The sequence below is a fragment of the Oceanobacillus iheyensis HTE831 genome, assembly GCF_000011245.1.
GTDB classification, from domain to species: Bacteria; Bacillota; Bacilli; order Bacillales; family Amphibacillaceae; genus Oceanobacillus; species Oceanobacillus iheyensis.
In genome coordinates, this window is record NC_004193.1 from 752,274 (window position 1) to 769,567 (window position 17,294).

The following is a 17,294-nucleotide window of genomic DNA, read 5'->3' on the forward strand; positions in this document are numbered from 1 at the left end:
TTGATAATGATTCTCAATTTCAATATGTTTTATTAAAATTTTATATTTTTATTATTTTAGTAGAGGCTGACTAATTTATTTAATAATGGTAGAATTTGGTTAAAGTTGTAGGAGATGAAATAGTAGATGAATTTTAATGAATATATATCCCATGATGCTATCGGGTTAGCGAAATTAATCAAGAACAAACAAGTACATGCCAATGAGTTAATTAATTTGGCGTTTAATAGATTAAATGAAGTAAATGACGAATTGAATATTATTACGCATAGCCGTGAAGAACGAGTGAAAAAAGAAGCTCTAAATGAAATAACAATTCCGAATGGCATGTTTCAAGGGGTTCCGATTTTGATGAAGAATATTTCACAAGCTATTGAAGGGGAGCCAATGTCATCAGGGTCTAAACTTTTAAAAGATGTTACATATAAACACGATAACTATTTTGTTAAGAAATTTAGAGAAGCTGGTTTTTTATTTATGGGGCATACAAATACGCCAGAATTTGGTTTAAAAAATATAACAGAGCCACAGTTATATGGAGCAACACATAATCCTTGGAATACATTACATTCGCCTGGTGGTTCAAGTGGAGGTGCGGCTGCAGCTATTGCTTCTGGTGTAGTGCCTTTAGCAGGTGCAAGTGATGGTGGAGGATCCATCCGTATTCCTGCATCATTTACAGGACTTTTTGGAATAAAACCAACTCGTGGACGAACTCCAGTTGGCCCTGGGGTGGGTAGGCAGTGGCAGGGAGCTTCCATTAACTTTGTTTTAAGTCGTTCCGTTCGTGATAGTGCAGCTATGTTAGATCAATTGCAAGTGGTAGAGCCTCATGCTGCCTTTCAGACACCATTATTTGCAGGCGGATATTTAAACGATATTGAAAAGTCACCGGAAAAGTCGTTGAGAATAGCATATTCTACTGAATCACCGGTAGGTACTCCCGTATCTGAAGACGCAAAAGAAGCAGTAAATAACTTAGTACAGTTATTAAGTAATGAAGGACATGATCTTGAAGAAGTGCAAGCTCCTATTGATGGAAGGCAATTGATGAATGATTACTACATAATGAATAGTGGAGAGATGAATGCAACTATTTTAGGTATAGAAAATATGCTTAACCGAAAATTAACTGATGATGACATGGAAATAGAGTCTTGGTTATTACATCGAGCAGGAGAATCGGTAAGTGCAGCAGCTTATTCACAAAGTTTGTCTTCATGGGATTTAGCAGCCGAGAAAATGGCTTATTTTCACCAAACATATGATTTCTACATCACACCTTCAACTGCTTATTCAGCACCTAGAGTTGGGGAATTAACAATGACTAAAGAGAAGCAAGAGGATTATAAAGAATGCATAGAGAAGGCATCTGCTAGAGAAAAGCAATCCATTATTTATGATATGTTTTTACCGAGTTTAACGTACACGCCTTTTACACAACTTGCCAATTTAACTGGACAGCCTGCTATGTCATTACCACTTTATTTAACTGAACAAGGACTTCCTTTAGGAGTTCAGGTTATGGCAAATAAAGGAGAAGAACACCGATTACTACGATTTGCTCGTTATCTGGAACAATCTAATTTATGGGTAAAAGTGAACGAGAATCCTTATTTTAATATATCAAATTAACATAAAATAGTAGCATTTTTCGACAATCTTATGAAAAATGCTACTATTTTTACTTTTAGGTAATAGGTTTCATTATTATCTGTTCGAATGTATAATGAAAAACGTGTCTAAATTTAGACTGTATTGTCAGAATATTATCGATTTTACTAACAAGGAAGGGGCAACATTATGGCAAAAGAAAGAAAAGGGTTATTTCAACGCTTTCTCGATATGATTGAGTTTGTTGGGAATAAATTACCTCACCCTGTTACATTATTTGCAATATTAGCTTTACTAGTTCTTCTTCTATCTGCTGCATTGCAGCCACTAGACATAAGTGTGGAACATCCAGGGCAAGAAGGAGAAGTTGTTGAAATAAACAATTTACTTAATGCTGAAGGAATTAAATATATTTTTGAAAGCATGACAGATAATTTTATCGGGTTTGCTCCACTTGGAGTTGTTCTCGTTACAATGCTAGGTATCGGAGTAGCTGAACGAGCTGGTTTAATCAGTGCAATGCTTCGTGGATTCGTATTAGCTATACCAGGTCGATTTGTAACATTAGGTCTCGTTTTTGCGGGTATTATGTCCAGCGTAGCATCTGATGCAGGTTATGTTGTATTACCACCACTTGGTGCATTGATCTTCGCGGCACTTGGGCGACATCCATTAGCTGGTTTAGCAGCCGCCTTCGCTGGTGTGTCTGGTGGATTCAGTGCAAACTTTGCACTATCAGGAACCGATGCAATGTTAGGTGAATTAACAATTGCTGGTGCATCCATAATAGATCCTGCTTATGCAGAGCAAATGAACATTGCCATGAACTGGTGGTTTATTGCAGCTTCTGTTATTGTACTAACCTTTATAGGTGCTTGGGTAACGGAAAAAATCGTGGAACCTCGTCTTGGTTCATATAAAGGTGAGCAAAAAGAAGATTTAGAAGGTATTACTAGCGTAGAGAAGAAAGGTCTTATCTGGGCGGGAATCTCATTTGTAGTTTCTGGCATACTTGCACTATTATTAGTACTTCCAGAAAATGCTCCACTGCGCGGAGACGGACCTGGAATGGATGCAATCATTCAATCTCCATTCATGAGTTCATTAGTTCCAATTATCGCATTATTATTCTTAATTCCTGGTTTGACTTATGGAATTGTTACAAAGTCAATCCGTAACGATAAAGATGTCGCTAGTCAAATGACGGACACAATGTCATCTATGGGAATGTTTATTGTACTTGCCTTTACTGCAGGTCAGTTTGTAGCTTATTTCAATCAATCGAATATGGGATTAATTCTTGGTGTGTATGGTGCTGAATTCCTAGATAGTATTAATTTAGATGGATTCGCTCTAATCTTGATGTTTATCTTGATTACAGCATTTATCAACCTATTTGTCGGAAGTGCTTCTGCTAAGTGGGCTATGATGGCACCGGTATTTGTACCAATCATGATGCAATTGGGTTATTCTCCAGAATTAACTCAGATGGCTTATCGTATTGCTGATTCATCAACGAATATTATATCGCCATTAATGACGTATTTTGCAATAATCATTGCATTTGCTCAGAAGTATGATAAGAAGATGGGTATAGGTACATTGATTTCTACAATGCTACCATATTCCATATTCTTCCTTGTTGGTTGGTCAATCATGTTAATAATTTGGATGTTATTTGGTTTACCATTAGGTCCAAACGGTCCATTAACGTATTAAATAGTAAAAGCGTAATGCAGAATTCTGCATTACGCTTTTTTTAGTGAAATTATCGTTTATAGACTGCACACCTCTAGTACCTTTGACCAGAAACCAGCGCCACCGGATAACCGGAGTATATTTTTGAAGCAGCGTATAAAACCTATTCATTTGAGTTTGTCCCATCCCTTTTTAAAATTCAAGAGTACTATTGCTATTTTAACCAATTCCTAGTGAATTCGTTCTAGTAAAATAACGAGATAAGTTAGTATAGAAGAAAGGAATACTGTTAACACTAGATTTTAAATTATCTAACTATTGCGTTTGATTTCGTATACTTTTCTAGTATAGTTATAGTAGGATAATGGTAAGAGAGGCAAAGGGGGATATAAATGATTCAACAAACAAAGATTTATAATGAAAAAATAGAACGTGTTATTGAAAATATAAATAAAGTTATTATCGGAAAAGAAGAGGTAGCTAGTTTAAGTCTAGTAGCTCTTTTAACAGACGGACATGTATTGCTAGAGGATGTTCCCGGTGTTGGGAAAACAATGTTAGTACGGACTTTAGCAAAATCCGTTAACTGTGACTTTACGCGTATCCAATTTACTCCAGATTTATTACCTTCTGATGTGACTGGAGTATCGATATATAATCCAAAAGAATTACAATTTGAATTCAGAAGTGGTCCGATATTCGGGAATATCATCTTAGCAGATGAAATTAATCGAACATCACCGAAAACACAATCTGCTTTGTTAGAAGCTATGGAAGAAAAAAGTGTTACAGTGGACGGAACTACCAAGCAGCTACAGAATCCATTTTTCGTAATGGCAACACAAAACCCTATTGAATATGAAGGTACATATCCACTACCGGAAGCGCAGTTGGATCGTTTTCTATTAAAATTGAAGATGGGATATCCAACCTTTGGCGAAGAATTAGAAATGCTACATCGTACTTCTTCTACGCATCCAATCGATGCAATTGAATCCGTAATGTCCCAAGCAGAAGTATTACAGGCGCAAGAAGAAGTAAAGCAAGTTTATATCGATCATTCTGTGAAACAATATATTATTAATCTTGTAACAAGAACAAGAGAAAATAGTTCCATATATTTAGGAGTAAGTCCTCGTGGTTCGATTGCTTTGATGAAGGCTGCTATGGCTTATGCATATATTTCCGATCGTGACTATGTTATTCCTGATGATGTTAAGTATCTTGCTCCATTCGTATTATCTCATCGCATTATACTTACATCTGAGGCAAGGTACGAGGGGATTACTAGTGAAGATGCCATTGCATCTATTATCAAATCCACGCATGTCCCAATAAGGAAGGATACAGCAGAATGAAGGGGAAGATAAAAGCTACTTGGAATATCTTATGGCTAGTTTTATTAATGGTTATATTATTTAGCTATGCGATGTTTCAAGGTGGATTTGTAAGTTGGTTTTTATTCTATAGCTTTCTTCCACTTTTTCTCTACCAATTACTTTTATCGTTTTATCCATTTAAAAAATGGGAGATAACTCGAGAAATTCCTCGATCAGTGGTTCAAGCTGGTGATGAGATTTATGTCACGATTCATATGAAACGAAATTCAGTATTTCCTTTATTCTATTGTTCTATAAAAGAACAACTACCTGATTCTCTAATGATCAGAGATGTCAAAAAGGAAAAATATCGTTCTTTTTCCAATCCTGAACGATTACAAGGGAATCGGACCTTAAACCGAATTGTATTTCCGTTATTTAGAAAGAAGATATCATTTACTTATGCAATCCAGCAAGTTCCTAGAGGTGAGCATCAGTTACAAGCAGTTACGTTACGTACAGGTGATATTTTTGGTTTGATAAAAAAACAAGTAACGATACCTGTGGAGAATAAGCTCGTTGTATTCCCATATATCCATGACTTAAAAATAAAAGATCGAATAACGAGTTATGACCAAGGAGCAGTTGCCTCTACTGTAGTGAATCAATCCAACACAAATATTGCCACTGGTGTTCGAGAGTATGCTCCTGGAGATCGTGTGTCCTGGATTGATTGGAAACAGACTGCACGAAAACAAGAAGTAATGACAAAGGAATTTGAACAAGAAAAAAGTACGGAAATGCTAGTGGTACTTGATACGTGTAATAGAACTCAACTGAATCGTTTAGCGTATGAAGCATCTATTGAAATTAGCTCCTCCATATTAATGGAATTCCAAAAAAAGGATCATCAGGCCAATTTCCTTTCAATCGGAAAAGAGTCACACTTTTTTTCATCTCAATACGGAAGAAGTAATCATTCTCCTGTGAATCGCTATTTCATACATGCTCAACCTAGTGGTACACAACCATTTTCTATTCGCCTGAAGGAAGAATTAAAACGAAATAAAAAATCGGAAATTATTTTTATCATTGTCACCCATTTAGATGATTTTTTAATGCAAGTACTGTTAGAAGGAAAGCTTGGGAGAAAATATCTGGCGGTAATATTTATTCAGGCAGAGTCACTTATTACTGAAGAAGAACATCGGATTATTCAGCAAATGAAACTTGCGAATATTCATGTACAATTGCTATCTGACCAGCACCTGCTTGAAAGCCCCATCGAGGTGAACTTTAGATGAAGCTTAAAGGAGAACAATCAAACCAAATAACAACGATATTGCTGTATATCTGTGGATTCTTCTTATTTTTAGAGTGGCTATACCCGCTTGGGGATATTACGGATACAACAGTTGGTGTATTTGTAATGTTTGCGACATATTGTTTTTTCCTGTCACTATTTGAGATCAAATGGTGGTTAAGTCTCCTATTAAAAGGTTTTGCATTACTATTCATTTTAAATGGATTATATTTTGATGTTAGCCTGGTTGAATTACAGTGGATAACAAGTGCATTAGAGGAACTATTTTATAATATAAATGTACTCTTCTCTCAAGAATGGTATTTTTTAACACCGATGTTCCGTAGTTTACTATTTTTAATCTTAATATGGTTAATGAGTTACTTATTGCATTATTGGTTTGTACAAATGAAGCATATTTTTTTATTTGTCCTGTTAACATTTTTCTACGTAACCATTATTGATACATTTACTGTGTATGATGGTGCGTTCTCAGTGGTTCGTACATTTATTATTTCTTTTGTTGCTTTAGGAATTGCTAATCTAGGAAAGGAAATCGATAAAGGATCTGTTCGAATTACTATAAAAAACGGTGTAGTTTATTGGCTTACGCCATTAATTGGGCTCGTTTTATTTTCTGCGATGATTGGATATGCAGCACCTAAATTAGATCCACAATGGCCAGACCCCGTACCATTCATTCAAAGCGCTGCAGAAAATGCAGGATATGGAAGTGGCCCGGTTCAAAAGGTTGGTTATGGAGAAGATGATTCACGACTTGGTGGATCCTTTGTTCAGGATGATACACCAGTATTTGAGGCAACTGCGGAAGAAGATCATTATTGGCGTATAGAGACAAAGGATGTTTATACCGGAAAAGGTTGGGAAACTTCCGATGATCGTACAGAGATGGAACTACCTGAGGGTTTAATCCCAATTACTACTTTTTCAACTAATGTCGAGGCCGAAGAATTGGAAGCAGAAATCGAATTCGTTGATGGAGAATCCCTCCCGAAACTTGTATATCCTTATGGTGCAAATCAAGTATCTACAGAGAGTGATTATGATATTTTTCATGATATCAGTATGGAATCTGTATTCATGAAAGAAAATGGAGAAGATGTAGAACCTAATCAATATCAAATTCAATATAATCATCCTTCTTATGACTTAGATGTATTGAATGAGGATGACGGCGATGATAGTGATGCAATTCAAGAAAGGTACACACAACTTCCGGATCAACTACCTGAACGAGTGGGAGAGTTAGCTGAAGAAATTACAAATAATCAAGAAACACGCTATGACAAGGCAAAAGCGGTCGAGAGATATTTTAGCTCCAATGACTATCAATATCAAACAACTGATATACCCGTCCCAGGAGATGGAGAAGATTATGTAGATCAATTTTTGTTTGATACAAAGGTTGGCTACTGTGATAATTTTTCTACTTCTATGGTAGTCTTGTTGCGATCCGTTGATATCCCAGCTCGGTGGGTTAAAGGTTTTACTGGTGGGGAAGTCATTGACACGTTAGATGATGATCGGAGAATCTACGAAGTAAAGAATTCTAATGCCCATTCATGGGTGGAAGTATATTTTCCAGAAACAGGATGGGTTCCATTCGAACCTACACAAGGTTTTACAAATTTATCTGATTTTTATGTCGAGTCAGAAGAGAATAACGAAAATGAGGAAGATTATTTAGAAGCTCCAGAAAATGATCAACAGGAGCCACCAGAGGCAGAAGTAGAGGAACCTGAAGAGGAAGAGGAGACACAAGCTACTGGAGGTTCTACAAATGATGATGGATTTACCATTAATTCTTGGTATATTTGGATAAGTATAGCAGTATTCGCTCTTATCATTGCGATTGTTCTATTTAAAAAACGTCATCATGTAAAAGTGAAAATAATTCAATCTAAATTAGAAAAGCAACAGGATACGGCTTCCTTCCAAGATGCATATTTGTATTTAATTACATTACTTAAAAAGCAAGGGTGCCAAAGACATCCAGATCAAACACTAAGAGAATTTGCAAAGGAAGTAGACTTTAATTTATCTTCTCAAGATATGGGAGAACTTACCAGACATTATGAACGAACAATCTATAGTGGAAACAATTCGTTACGAATCCAAGAACTAACTCAATTATGGAAAAATTTAATCAACCGGATAATGGGTTGACCAGTACGAGCCTGCTTAGTAGAATAAGAACATGTGAAAATATAAGTGATAAAAGTCGATTTCTATTATAATTTGAATCAATTTTTATCCAATGCCTTTCGTATATCCTCGATAATATGGTTCGAAAGTATCTACCGGGTCACCGTAAATGATCTGACTATGAAGGCAGAAGCAGGTTCGGTTAAGGTACCTGGATTTCTGTCTTTTTAGATAGCTATGTCTATATAGCTAGTGAAGGGCAGTTTTCCAGGTTTTTTCATAGGTAAATGTTTTTCGTATTATACATTTATTTTCGAATGGATATAGTCATATACTTTCCAAGGTATACGGTATGCCTACGAAACACAAACTAATAATATCAAAGACAAGCCTATAGTAAGTATAGATAGGAGAGCGATTATGGAAAATAATGAGTTAGTACTTGTACTTGATTTTGGAAGTCAATACAATCAGTTAATTACACGTCGAATTAGAGAATTTGGCGTTTATAGTGAACTTCATTCTCATAAATTAACTGCTGAAGAAATCAAAGAAATGAATCCAAAAGGAATTATTCTTTCTGGTGGACCGCATAGTGTTTATGATGAAAATAGTTTTCGCTGTGATGAAGGTATTTTTGAATTAGGAATTCCTGTATTAGGAATTTGTTATGGAATGCAGTTAATGTCACTTCATTATGACGGTAAGGTTGAACGCTCTAAAAACCGTGAGTATGGTAAAGCATTGATCGAACTAGATGGAGAGCCTGTACTATTTAAAGACACTCCAAAAGGACAGACGGTTTGGATGAGTCATGGAGATAAAGTCACTGCAGCACCACCATCTTTCAACATTGATGCAACAAGCCCTTCTACACCAATTGCAGCAATTAGTAATGTAGAAAAGAACTTGTATGGTGTTCAATTCCATCCAGAAGTTCGCCACACGGAATACGGAAATGATTTATTAAATCGCTTTGTATTCGATGTATGCGGATGTACTGGAGATTGGTCAATTGAGAACTTCATTGATATGGAAGTGGAGAAAATTCAAGAAACCGTTGGCGATCGTAAAGTATTATGTGCGCTAAGTGGTGGAGTAGACTCCTCTGTAGTTGCTGCTTTGATTCATAAAGCGATTGGTGATCAACTAACTTGTATTTTCGTAGATCACGGTCTTCTTCGTAAAAATGAAGGAGATGATGTCATGAAAGTATTTGCAGAAGACTTTCAGATGAATATTATCAAAGTCGATGCAAAAGATCGTTTCCTATTTAAATTAGAGGGTGTATCTGACCCAGAATTAAAACGTAAAATTATTGGTAATGAATTTATCTATGTATTTGATGATGAAGCATCAAAACTGAAAGATATCGACTTCCTGGCACAAGGTACTCTATATACGGATGTTATTGAAAGTGGTACGGATACAGCGCAAACCATTAAATCTCATCACAACGTAGGTGGATTACCAGAAGATATGCAGTTTACGCTAATCGAGCCTTTAAATACGTTATTTAAAGATGAAGTTCGTGAACTAGGATCTCAATTAGGCGTACCTGACCGTATTGTCTGGCGCCAACCATTCCCAGGACCTGGATTAGCTATCCGTATCCTTGGTGAAGTAACCGAAGAACATTTAGAAATCGTTCGTGAATCGGATGCAATCCTACGTGAAGAAATTGCAAAAGCGGGTCTAGATCGTGATATTTGGCAATACTTCACCGTCCTACCGAACATTAAAAGTGTTGGAGTAATGGGGGATGCACGTACGTATGCTCATACAATCGGTATCCGTGCGGTAACTTCGATTGATGGAATGACTTCCGATTGGGCACGTATCCCATGGGACGTATTAGAAAGAATTTCTACACGTCTTGTGAATGATGTAGATAATATTAACCGCGTTGTGTATGACGTAACGAGTAAGCCGCCTGCTACGATTGAGTGGGAGTAGAAGAGTGGGAATAGAATTATATAGGAAAATAGGTAAATCATTGGATTGAAGGTTATCTGTGTAGATAGGATAACTGTTCACCTGCAACAGTTGTATTTCAAATTGAGGCTCTCTCTTCTTCACAATTATTTGTGAAAAATGGAGGGTCTTTTTTTGAGCTCTAAATCAAGTAAATCGAAAGAAAGAAACCTGTTTATATTGATATATGTTTTCGTGCCTTACTCAAAGGGTTATATGTAATCAGAATTGTCGATTGAGCATCTCTATATGCAAATCATATTAAAAAGATATTCAACATCACCAAAACGATCAAACACCGTTACAACACAGAAATAACTTAAATTACTTAATTTAAAGAAAGTTCGGTATTTTTTACAAACCCAACACAAAAATATATTTTATGTAATATTATTCCAAATTTGCTGAAGAAGGAGAATGGGACTTACCTAAAGTTGGTGCAAGAGCACATGATATGATAGGTAAAAAAATCGGCATCTTTAATATCATGACCCATATCGAAAAGAAGATGTGGAGAAAGAAATTGGAATTAATTATGTAGATTTCGATACATTAATTCAAACTTCCGATGTCATAATTGTTCAAACTCCACTAACGAAAGATACGAAGAATAAGTTTGATAAAAATGTAATCAGCCAAATGAAAGATGATGCAGTTCTAGTTAATTGTGCCAGAGGTGGCATCGTTGAAAAAGAAGCACTAGCGGAAGCTGTGAAAGACGGTAAAATTCGTTATGGTGGGGATGTATGGTATCCACAGCCTGCGCCAAAAGATCATCCATGGCGTGCAATAGAACAAACTGGACTTACGGTTCACTATTCTGGTATGACTGTAGAAGCGCAAGAAAGAATTCAAACAGGAGTACAGGAAATTCTCACTAGTTATATGAATAATAACCCAATTAACGATTCGTATTTAATCGTAGATAATCATAAAATTGCAAACCAAAGTTATCAAACACAAAGCTAATTGTTGTACTCACATTATGAACCAAAAAAAGCCTTTGCTTCAGTTTCTAGAAGCAAAGGCTTTAAAGTTATCTATTTTTAAAAAGACTCTCTTTAGCTAGATGTGTTCCCATGTCTACCTTGTCCCCATAATCCTGTGAATTTATAGATGACGATAATAGCTGCTGCACCAAGCAGGAGAACTACTGGAATAGCCCATGTAAATCCGAGTGCAAATAGAATTGGTGCAAACGTTACGATGATAATATCAATCGGTGCAACACCTACATAAGCCAAGGCATAGTCTTCTGGTGTTCGACTTTTAAGTTCAGGGTCAACAATTCGTAATAGTGCTAGGCCCATAGCGACGGTTCCTGTACTCCAGCCCCAACCAAAAATAGATTTCTCTAACCAGAATTCTTTGAATATGTTAGGACCGACGAAACGGAATAATAGATATGCCCACAATGTTCCAAAAGCAAACAATAGAATCAGTGGTAGAGCGTAATCCATAACCACTGTAATGTTTATAGAAGCAATACCAAAAGCAACAAGAAAATCGGTTGCAGTACCTCCAATTCGCTCCATCACACGACCATCAACATATTCATCTGATTTTATTCTGCGACTGATTGCTTGAAATAATAAACCTAATATAAATGCCACACTAAATAATGGAATAGATACTGCAGGGATTAAATCTGAAAGTATATTGGTTACCCAGTAAGATATACCAATTATAAAAGTAATAATTGCTAGATGTAATACCAGCGGATCAATGGAACTTGAGGATACGGTTTCTTGTCCCATATTGAACCGTTTTGACTTTGGCATTAATCCGGATTTTAATTCAGAAGGAAGATCTTTAAAACTAGTAATGAATTGTGTATGTCCGTTTTCAGTACTTTGTTTAATAAGAAATAATCCACCTAAAACAGCAATTAGTAATCCGACTGTTGCTGATGTCATTCCAAGATCCATCGCTTCTTCCCATCCAGCATGCATTAAACCTTCTCCAAGAGCGGCAGCTGTACCATGTCCACCTAAGAAACCTGCTCCTAAAATTAATCCAAACCCATTTGGCAAATCATTAAAGAGGGGATTAAGAATGAGCATCGCAAATAGAACTCCTATTCCCCACATGGATAATGTAAGAATCAATGAGTATGAAAACATATTACGTACTCGATGAAACACTTCAGATAAACGTACCTTTGCAGCCCCAATAGGTATTGCTGCAAAAATAACGGCAATTAGTAAGCTCGGGTAAACGCTGAATTGTTCAGAGAAAGGTAAAATCCCTACTCCACTGGGACCCAAAGCAAGTCCTAAAAATCCTGCGATCATACTAGCTGGTAAGAATAAGGACTGTATCCATCTCACTTTTGCACGTAAAATAGTTCCAACTAATAGTAATCCAGAAATAATACTAATATCTATCATTAATGACCAAATTGTAAAATTCTCCATTTCGATAAAATTCCTCCTTCATTTATTTTAAAACGATTCTTTAGAATTAAGGTGTGAGTGTGTGTAGAAAGTGATAGCTTTTCACTATAGGGGGTGTAGGGAAACATAGGCTATCTATTATACCATATCTTAAGAGTTTTGATAGTTTATTAACAAAGAAGCAACATAGAGCCATTATAAGAGCTCTATGTTGCTTCAATGATGTATATTTAAAACTTGTTTTAGGGAGACGGAGACTTCCATTATTACTTGTTTGGTGCAATTCCTTTAATCAGCATTTCTGTCCATTCTTCTGTATATGGAACAATTTTTTCATATACTTGTGGACTGGAAATTCCTTCTACAAGCGCCTGGAAATAAATTAATAGGAATTCATCGGAATATTTTAAGTCGATTTTTCCTTCCTTACGTCCACGGTGGAATAGATCTAATAACATACCAAAGCTTTCTTGGGTATATTGCTGCATCATGACTGATAATCCATCATCATCTTTTTTTGTAAGATATTCCATCATATATAAATAAAAATCCTGGTTGATCTCATTGAAAAAACGAATCTTATTTTGGCTCATTGCACTTAAAGTCTCTTCAAAAGTTTTATTTTCATCCATGATTTGCTTTGCGGATGTCGCAATTTGTTTTAAAAAGTGCTTGAAAACTTCATGCATAAGATTTTCTTTACTGCCAAAATATTTGAAAACAGTTGTTTTACCAACATTGGAGTATTTTGCAATGTCTTCCATGGTTACATTCTTTTTTGTATCACTATTCATCAATGTAAAAGCAGCTTCTAATATCTGTCTTTTCTTCTCTTCGGTTCGCTTTTCAAAACCATTCACTGTTTAAGCCTACTTTCTATATAACATTAATATTTACTTAACCGTTTATACTTTCTCTATATTATATAGAAAAATATATGAACTATCAAACTGTATATAGTATTTATTTCATTGACTATACCACCTAAAAGTAATAATATTGAACTTATAAATGAACTTTAGTTTAAAAAGAGGTTTTTTATTCGTATAAATTGAACTTTTTTATTTATTACAGTTTATAATTAGAACTTCTTCTTAAACCGGAAAGCACGTTATAACTTGATATTAATTTTTATGAAGGAGTGTCAGTGTTATGACCGAGATTGTGAAATTACAAGGAGTGCAAAAGAAATTTGGTAAGTTTCAAGCGTTAAAAGATGTGACATTTGCAGTGAATTCTGGAGAGGTAGTGGGTTTTATTGGACCTAATGGTGCAGGTAAATCAACAACAATACGCGCTTTATTAGGTATTATCAAACGAGATGCTGGAAAGGCTGAAATTTTTGGGAAAGATGTTTGGAAAGATAGCCTAGAAATTCATAAGCGTATTTCCTACGTTCCTGGTGATGTTGCACTTTGGGGAAGTTTAACAGGTGGAGAAATCATTGATTTATTTATTAAATTACATGGTGGAGGAGATAAACAAAAAAGGGACAATTTAATTGAGCGTTTTGAATTGGATCCAAAGAAAAAAGCAAAAGGATATTCGAAAGGAAACCGCCAAAAAGTAGGTTTGATTGCAGCGCTTTCAGTTGAGTCAGATTTATATATATTTGATGAACCGACTTCAGGTTTGGACCCCTTGATGGAATCAGTCTTTCAAGAAGAAGTGGAAAAAATCAAACGTGCAGGTAAGTCGATTTTACTTTCATCACATATCTTAAGTGAAGTAGAACGGTTGGCAGATAGGGTAGTTATTATTCGTCAAGGTGAAATTGTCGAGACAGGTACATTAGAGGAATTGCGTCACTTAACCCGTTCAACGGTAACTATAGCAACAGAAGGGGATGTGGGAGCAATGGCTTCTATCACAGGAGTACATGACTTCATGCAGAAAGACAATCAAGCTACTTTCTCTGCTGACCATCAATATTTGAATGATATTTTAACCCAAGCAACAAAATTAGGAGTTAATAAGTTTGAAGCTGTTCCACCAACGCTGGAAGATCTGTTTATGCGTCACTACGAGGGCTAAGAGTTTAGACGGAGGTGATAAACGATGAAGGAAAAATTTGCACGGTGGGATACATTGTTTATTCAATATTTGAAGCGTGATTGGAAAAAGATATTTTTTTGGATATTAGGAATTGGTTTATTTTCTTCAGCCTTTGTTCCCGCATTTAAAGAAATTGCCAAAGGTGAAGGATTAATAGGCATGTTTGAAACTATGCAAAATCCAGCGATGATTTCTATGGTTGGCCCTACCCCAATTGAATCAGCGAATGATTACACAATCGGAGCGATGTATGCGCATGAAATGTTATTGTTCTGTGGTTTGTTCGCAATGATAATGGCCGTTTTGCATGTGGTAAGTCATACTCGTAAAGAGGAAGACCTTGGATTAACAGAATTAGTTCGTTCTTTTCAAATAGGGCGCCAAGCTAATTCTCTTGCTGCAGTGACAGAAACTGTTTTTATAAATATCATATTGGCATTATTTATTAGTGGAGTACTTGCGAGCTTTGGTGTTGATTCTATCAATGTTGAAGGCGCCTTGTTATTCGGAGCCTCCATTGGAACTGCCGGAATAATAGGTGCGGGGATAGCATTAGTAATGGCACAGATTATGCCAACTTCATCGAGTGCAACAGGTTCCTCACTAGGAATGGTCGGATTGCTATATATTATTCGCGCAGGGACAGATGCTTCCAATGTAGACTTATCTATGCTTAATCCAATGGGATGGGTGTATTTGACGTATCCTTTTACGGAAGATAACTGGACGCCACTTGTTTTTGCTTTGATTTTTAGTATTGTCTTGATCATTATTGCTTTCGTTCTTGAAGGTGGTCGCGATATGGGAGCAGGTTATCTGCCTGAAATGGAAGGACGAAAAAACGCAAAAAAATCCTTGTTATCTGTTCGAGGACTATTTTTCAAACTTAACAGAGGGGTTATGATTAGTTGGTTAATTGCTTTTGCTATTATGGGAGCAGCCTACGGTTCGATTTACGGAGACATGCAGACGTTTCTTGAAAGTAATGAGATAATGAAGCAAATGTTTTCTCATTCAGGTGTTTCAATCGAAGAATCGTTTACTGGCACAATCATGATGGTGATGATTGTCTTAGTTTCTATATTACCAATTGTCATTGTCAATAAAACGTTTAATGAAGAGAGTCGTTTACATTTGAGTCAGATATTGGCTACAAAAGTAACACGTAGTCAAATCTATTGGACTACTATCGGTATGGCGATGATTGCGAGTTTAGTAGGGATATTATTAGCAGCAGGTAGTATTGGGGCTATAGCAGTATCTGTCATGGAAGGTAGTTCCACAATGGAGATAAGTGATTTTCTTGCATCTGGATATAATTTTCTTCCTTCTGTACTATTTATTACGGGTATCGCAGCTTTAACGCTTGGTTGGGCACCAAAGTTAGGTAAACTGGTTTATATTTACCTTGGCTATTCGTTTGTACTAAACTATTTTGACGGCATCTTGAACTTACCTGAAGGCTTACTAAAAACAGCTATTCAGAGTTGGATACCGCATATGCCGATGGAGGAATTTGATGGATTTGTCTTCATTACCATTACAGTAATTAGTATTGCAATGTTTGTACTTGGATATATAGGTTATAAGAGGAGAGACATGATTGAAGGAGCATAAACGTAGAGATATTAGAATCAATTTAACAGTATGATCATTTGTAAAGGTAAGCTGACTTGCCCCCCTTTTTTATCGTTTTAGAATACGATTTTTGTAGTAATCGATATAATTTATATAAGAAATGTCGAGTATGATGAACGTTGCTCTGATACGATAAAAAAGAAAGGTGGGGTGATAATGTTACACGAGTTAAATCATGTTATTGATTATATTGAGGAGCATTTAACGGAGGATTTATCTTTAGAGAGCATTTCTGAATTTGCTGGAGTATCAGACTACCATTTTAGAAAGATATTCTTTTATATTGCAGGCATAACACTTAGTGAATACATTAAAAATCGGAGATTATCTGAAGCTAATAAAGATTTATTGAATGGTGAGAAAGTGACTGATGTTGCTTTCAAGTACAGGTATGAATCATTAGATGGATTCACTAGAGCCTTTAAAAATTGGAGCGGTATATTGCCCTCAAATGTATTCAAGACTGGTTTAAGTAAATATTTCCCTAAACTTTCATTCGTAATAAATGTAAAGGGAGGTTTAGCTATGGATGTTCGAATCGTAGAAAAACCAGCTTTTAATTTAGTTGGTGTAACGAAGCGTGTTCCAATGCAATTTGAAGGTGTGAATAATGAAATTGTTAAGCTTGCACAAAGTATTACAGATGCTCAACAAGAGGAAATGCATTCCCTGCAAAATATCGAGCCCTATGAAGTGGTAAACGCTTCTTATGATGCGGATGCGAACTTTTTAAAAGAAGAAGGAGATTTAACGCATTTAATAGGAGTTCTTACAACTTTAGATCAAGTTAGTGATCGGTTAGAAAAAGTGTCTATACCCGCTTGTACTTGGGCTGTTTTTCCGAATGAAGGACCATTTCCTGATACGTTACAACAAACCATGGCAAGAACTTATTCTGAATGGTTCCCTACTTCAGATTATGAAGTAATCGAAGCTCCATCTTTTTCGTTTACTAAGATGAATGAGTATAAAGAAAATTATGCTTATAGTGAAATATGGATTCCAGTGCGAAAAAAGTGAAAGTGAGACTTTAAAAAGCGTTTTATTTCAGCGTGTTACAAAACATGTTGAGATAAAACGTTTTCTGTTTTACATTCATATTTATTAATTTTAAAATGAGAATTAGCTATA

General features: G+C 35.9%; 12 protein-coding genes and 1 riboswitch. Of the genes, 10 read left to right on the plus strand and 2 right to left on the minus strand.

Translation table 11 applies throughout. The features are described from left to right. The first annotated feature begins 126 nt into the window (after nucleotides 1-126). The 7 genes from OB_RS03865 to OB_RS03895 all read left to right on the plus strand — a co-directional run bounded on the left by OB_RS03865 (nucleotide 127) and on the right by OB_RS03895 (nucleotide 11,043). The gene (locus OB_RS03865; protein WP_011065119.1) at nucleotides 127-1,635 is read left to right on the plus strand and encodes an amidase family protein; all 1,509 of its coding nucleotides are present in this window, start codon (nucleotides 127-129) and stop codon (nucleotides 1,633-1,635) included. A gap of 168 nt (nucleotides 1,636-1,803) precedes the next feature. Next, the gene (locus OB_RS03870; protein WP_011065120.1) at nucleotides 1,804-3,333 is read left to right on the plus strand and encodes an AbgT family transporter; all 1,530 of its coding nucleotides are present in this window, start codon (nucleotides 1,804-1,806) and stop codon (nucleotides 3,331-3,333) included. 371 nt (nucleotides 3,334-3,704) lie between these two features. Then, the gene (locus OB_RS03875; RefSeq protein WP_011065121.1) at nucleotides 3,705-4,670 is read left to right on the plus strand and encodes an AAA family ATPase; all 966 of its coding nucleotides are present in this window, start codon (nucleotides 3,705-3,707) and stop codon (nucleotides 4,668-4,670) included. Continuing rightward, nucleotides 4,667-5,935 carry a DUF58 domain-containing protein gene (locus OB_RS03880; protein ID WP_011065122.1) on the plus strand — a complete coding sequence of 423 codons (1,269 nt, stop codon included), beginning with the start codon at nucleotides 4,667-4,669 and terminating at the stop codon, nucleotides 5,933-5,935. Before OB_RS03875 ends, OB_RS03880 begins: the two co-directional genes overlap by 4 nt. Then, nucleotides 5,932-8,121, plus strand: coding sequence for a transglutaminase TgpA family protein (locus tag OB_RS03885; RefSeq protein WP_011065123.1), 2,190 nt, complete (start codon nucleotides 5,932-5,934; stop codon nucleotides 8,119-8,121). Before OB_RS03880 ends, OB_RS03885 begins: the two co-directional genes overlap by 4 nt. Nucleotides 8,122-8,199: 78 nt before the next feature. Beyond that, nucleotides 8,200-8,301: riboswitch (purine riboswitch) on the plus strand. 219 nt (nucleotides 8,302-8,520) lie between these two features. Then, nucleotides 8,521-10,056 carry a glutamine-hydrolyzing GMP synthase gene (guaA, locus tag OB_RS03890; protein WP_011065124.1) on the plus strand — a complete coding sequence of 512 codons (1,536 nt, stop codon included), beginning with the start codon at nucleotides 8,521-8,523 and terminating at the stop codon, nucleotides 10,054-10,056. Between the two features lie 528 nt (nucleotides 10,057-10,584). After that, nucleotides 10,585-11,043: an NAD(P)-dependent oxidoreductase gene (locus tag OB_RS03895; protein WP_011065125.1), complete on the plus strand. Its 459-nt coding sequence runs from the start codon at nucleotides 10,585-10,587 to the stop codon at nucleotides 11,041-11,043. A gap of 92 nt (nucleotides 11,044-11,135) precedes the next feature. Here OB_RS03895 and OB_RS03900 read toward each other — a convergent pair whose 3' ends face one another. Next, entirely contained in the window at nucleotides 11,136-12,491 is a 1,356-nt protein-coding gene (locus OB_RS03900) for a sodium/glutamate symporter (RefSeq protein WP_011065126.1), read from the minus strand. A gap of 245 nt (nucleotides 12,492-12,736) precedes the next feature. Continuing rightward, nucleotides 12,737-13,330 (minus strand): TetR/AcrR family transcriptional regulator, encoded by a 594-nt coding sequence (locus OB_RS03905; protein WP_011065127.1) that lies wholly within the window; start codon nucleotides 13,328-13,330, stop codon nucleotides 12,737-12,739. 292 nt (nucleotides 13,331-13,622) lie between these two features. On the opposite strand from OB_RS03905, the gene OB_RS03910 reads away from it, so the two are divergent. The 3 genes from OB_RS03910 (at nucleotide 13,623) to OB_RS03920 (ending at nucleotide 17,183) form a co-directional block, all read left to right on the plus strand. After that, on the plus strand, nucleotides 13,623-14,504 hold the full coding sequence (locus OB_RS03910; RefSeq protein ID WP_011065128.1) for an ABC transporter ATP-binding protein: 882 nt from the start codon (nucleotides 13,623-13,625) through the stop codon (nucleotides 14,502-14,504). A gap of 24 nt (nucleotides 14,505-14,528) precedes the next feature. Next, nucleotides 14,529-16,142 carry an ABC transporter permease gene (locus tag OB_RS03915; RefSeq protein ID WP_011065129.1) on the plus strand — a complete coding sequence of 538 codons (1,614 nt, stop codon included), beginning with the start codon at nucleotides 14,529-14,531 and terminating at the stop codon, nucleotides 16,140-16,142. Between the two features lie 177 nt (nucleotides 16,143-16,319). Next, nucleotides 16,320-17,183, plus strand: a complete 864-nt coding sequence (locus OB_RS03920) for an AraC family transcriptional regulator (RefSeq protein WP_011065130.1) — start codon at nucleotides 16,320-16,322, stop codon at nucleotides 17,181-17,183. The last annotated feature ends 111 nt before the right edge of the window (nucleotides 17,184-17,294 follow it).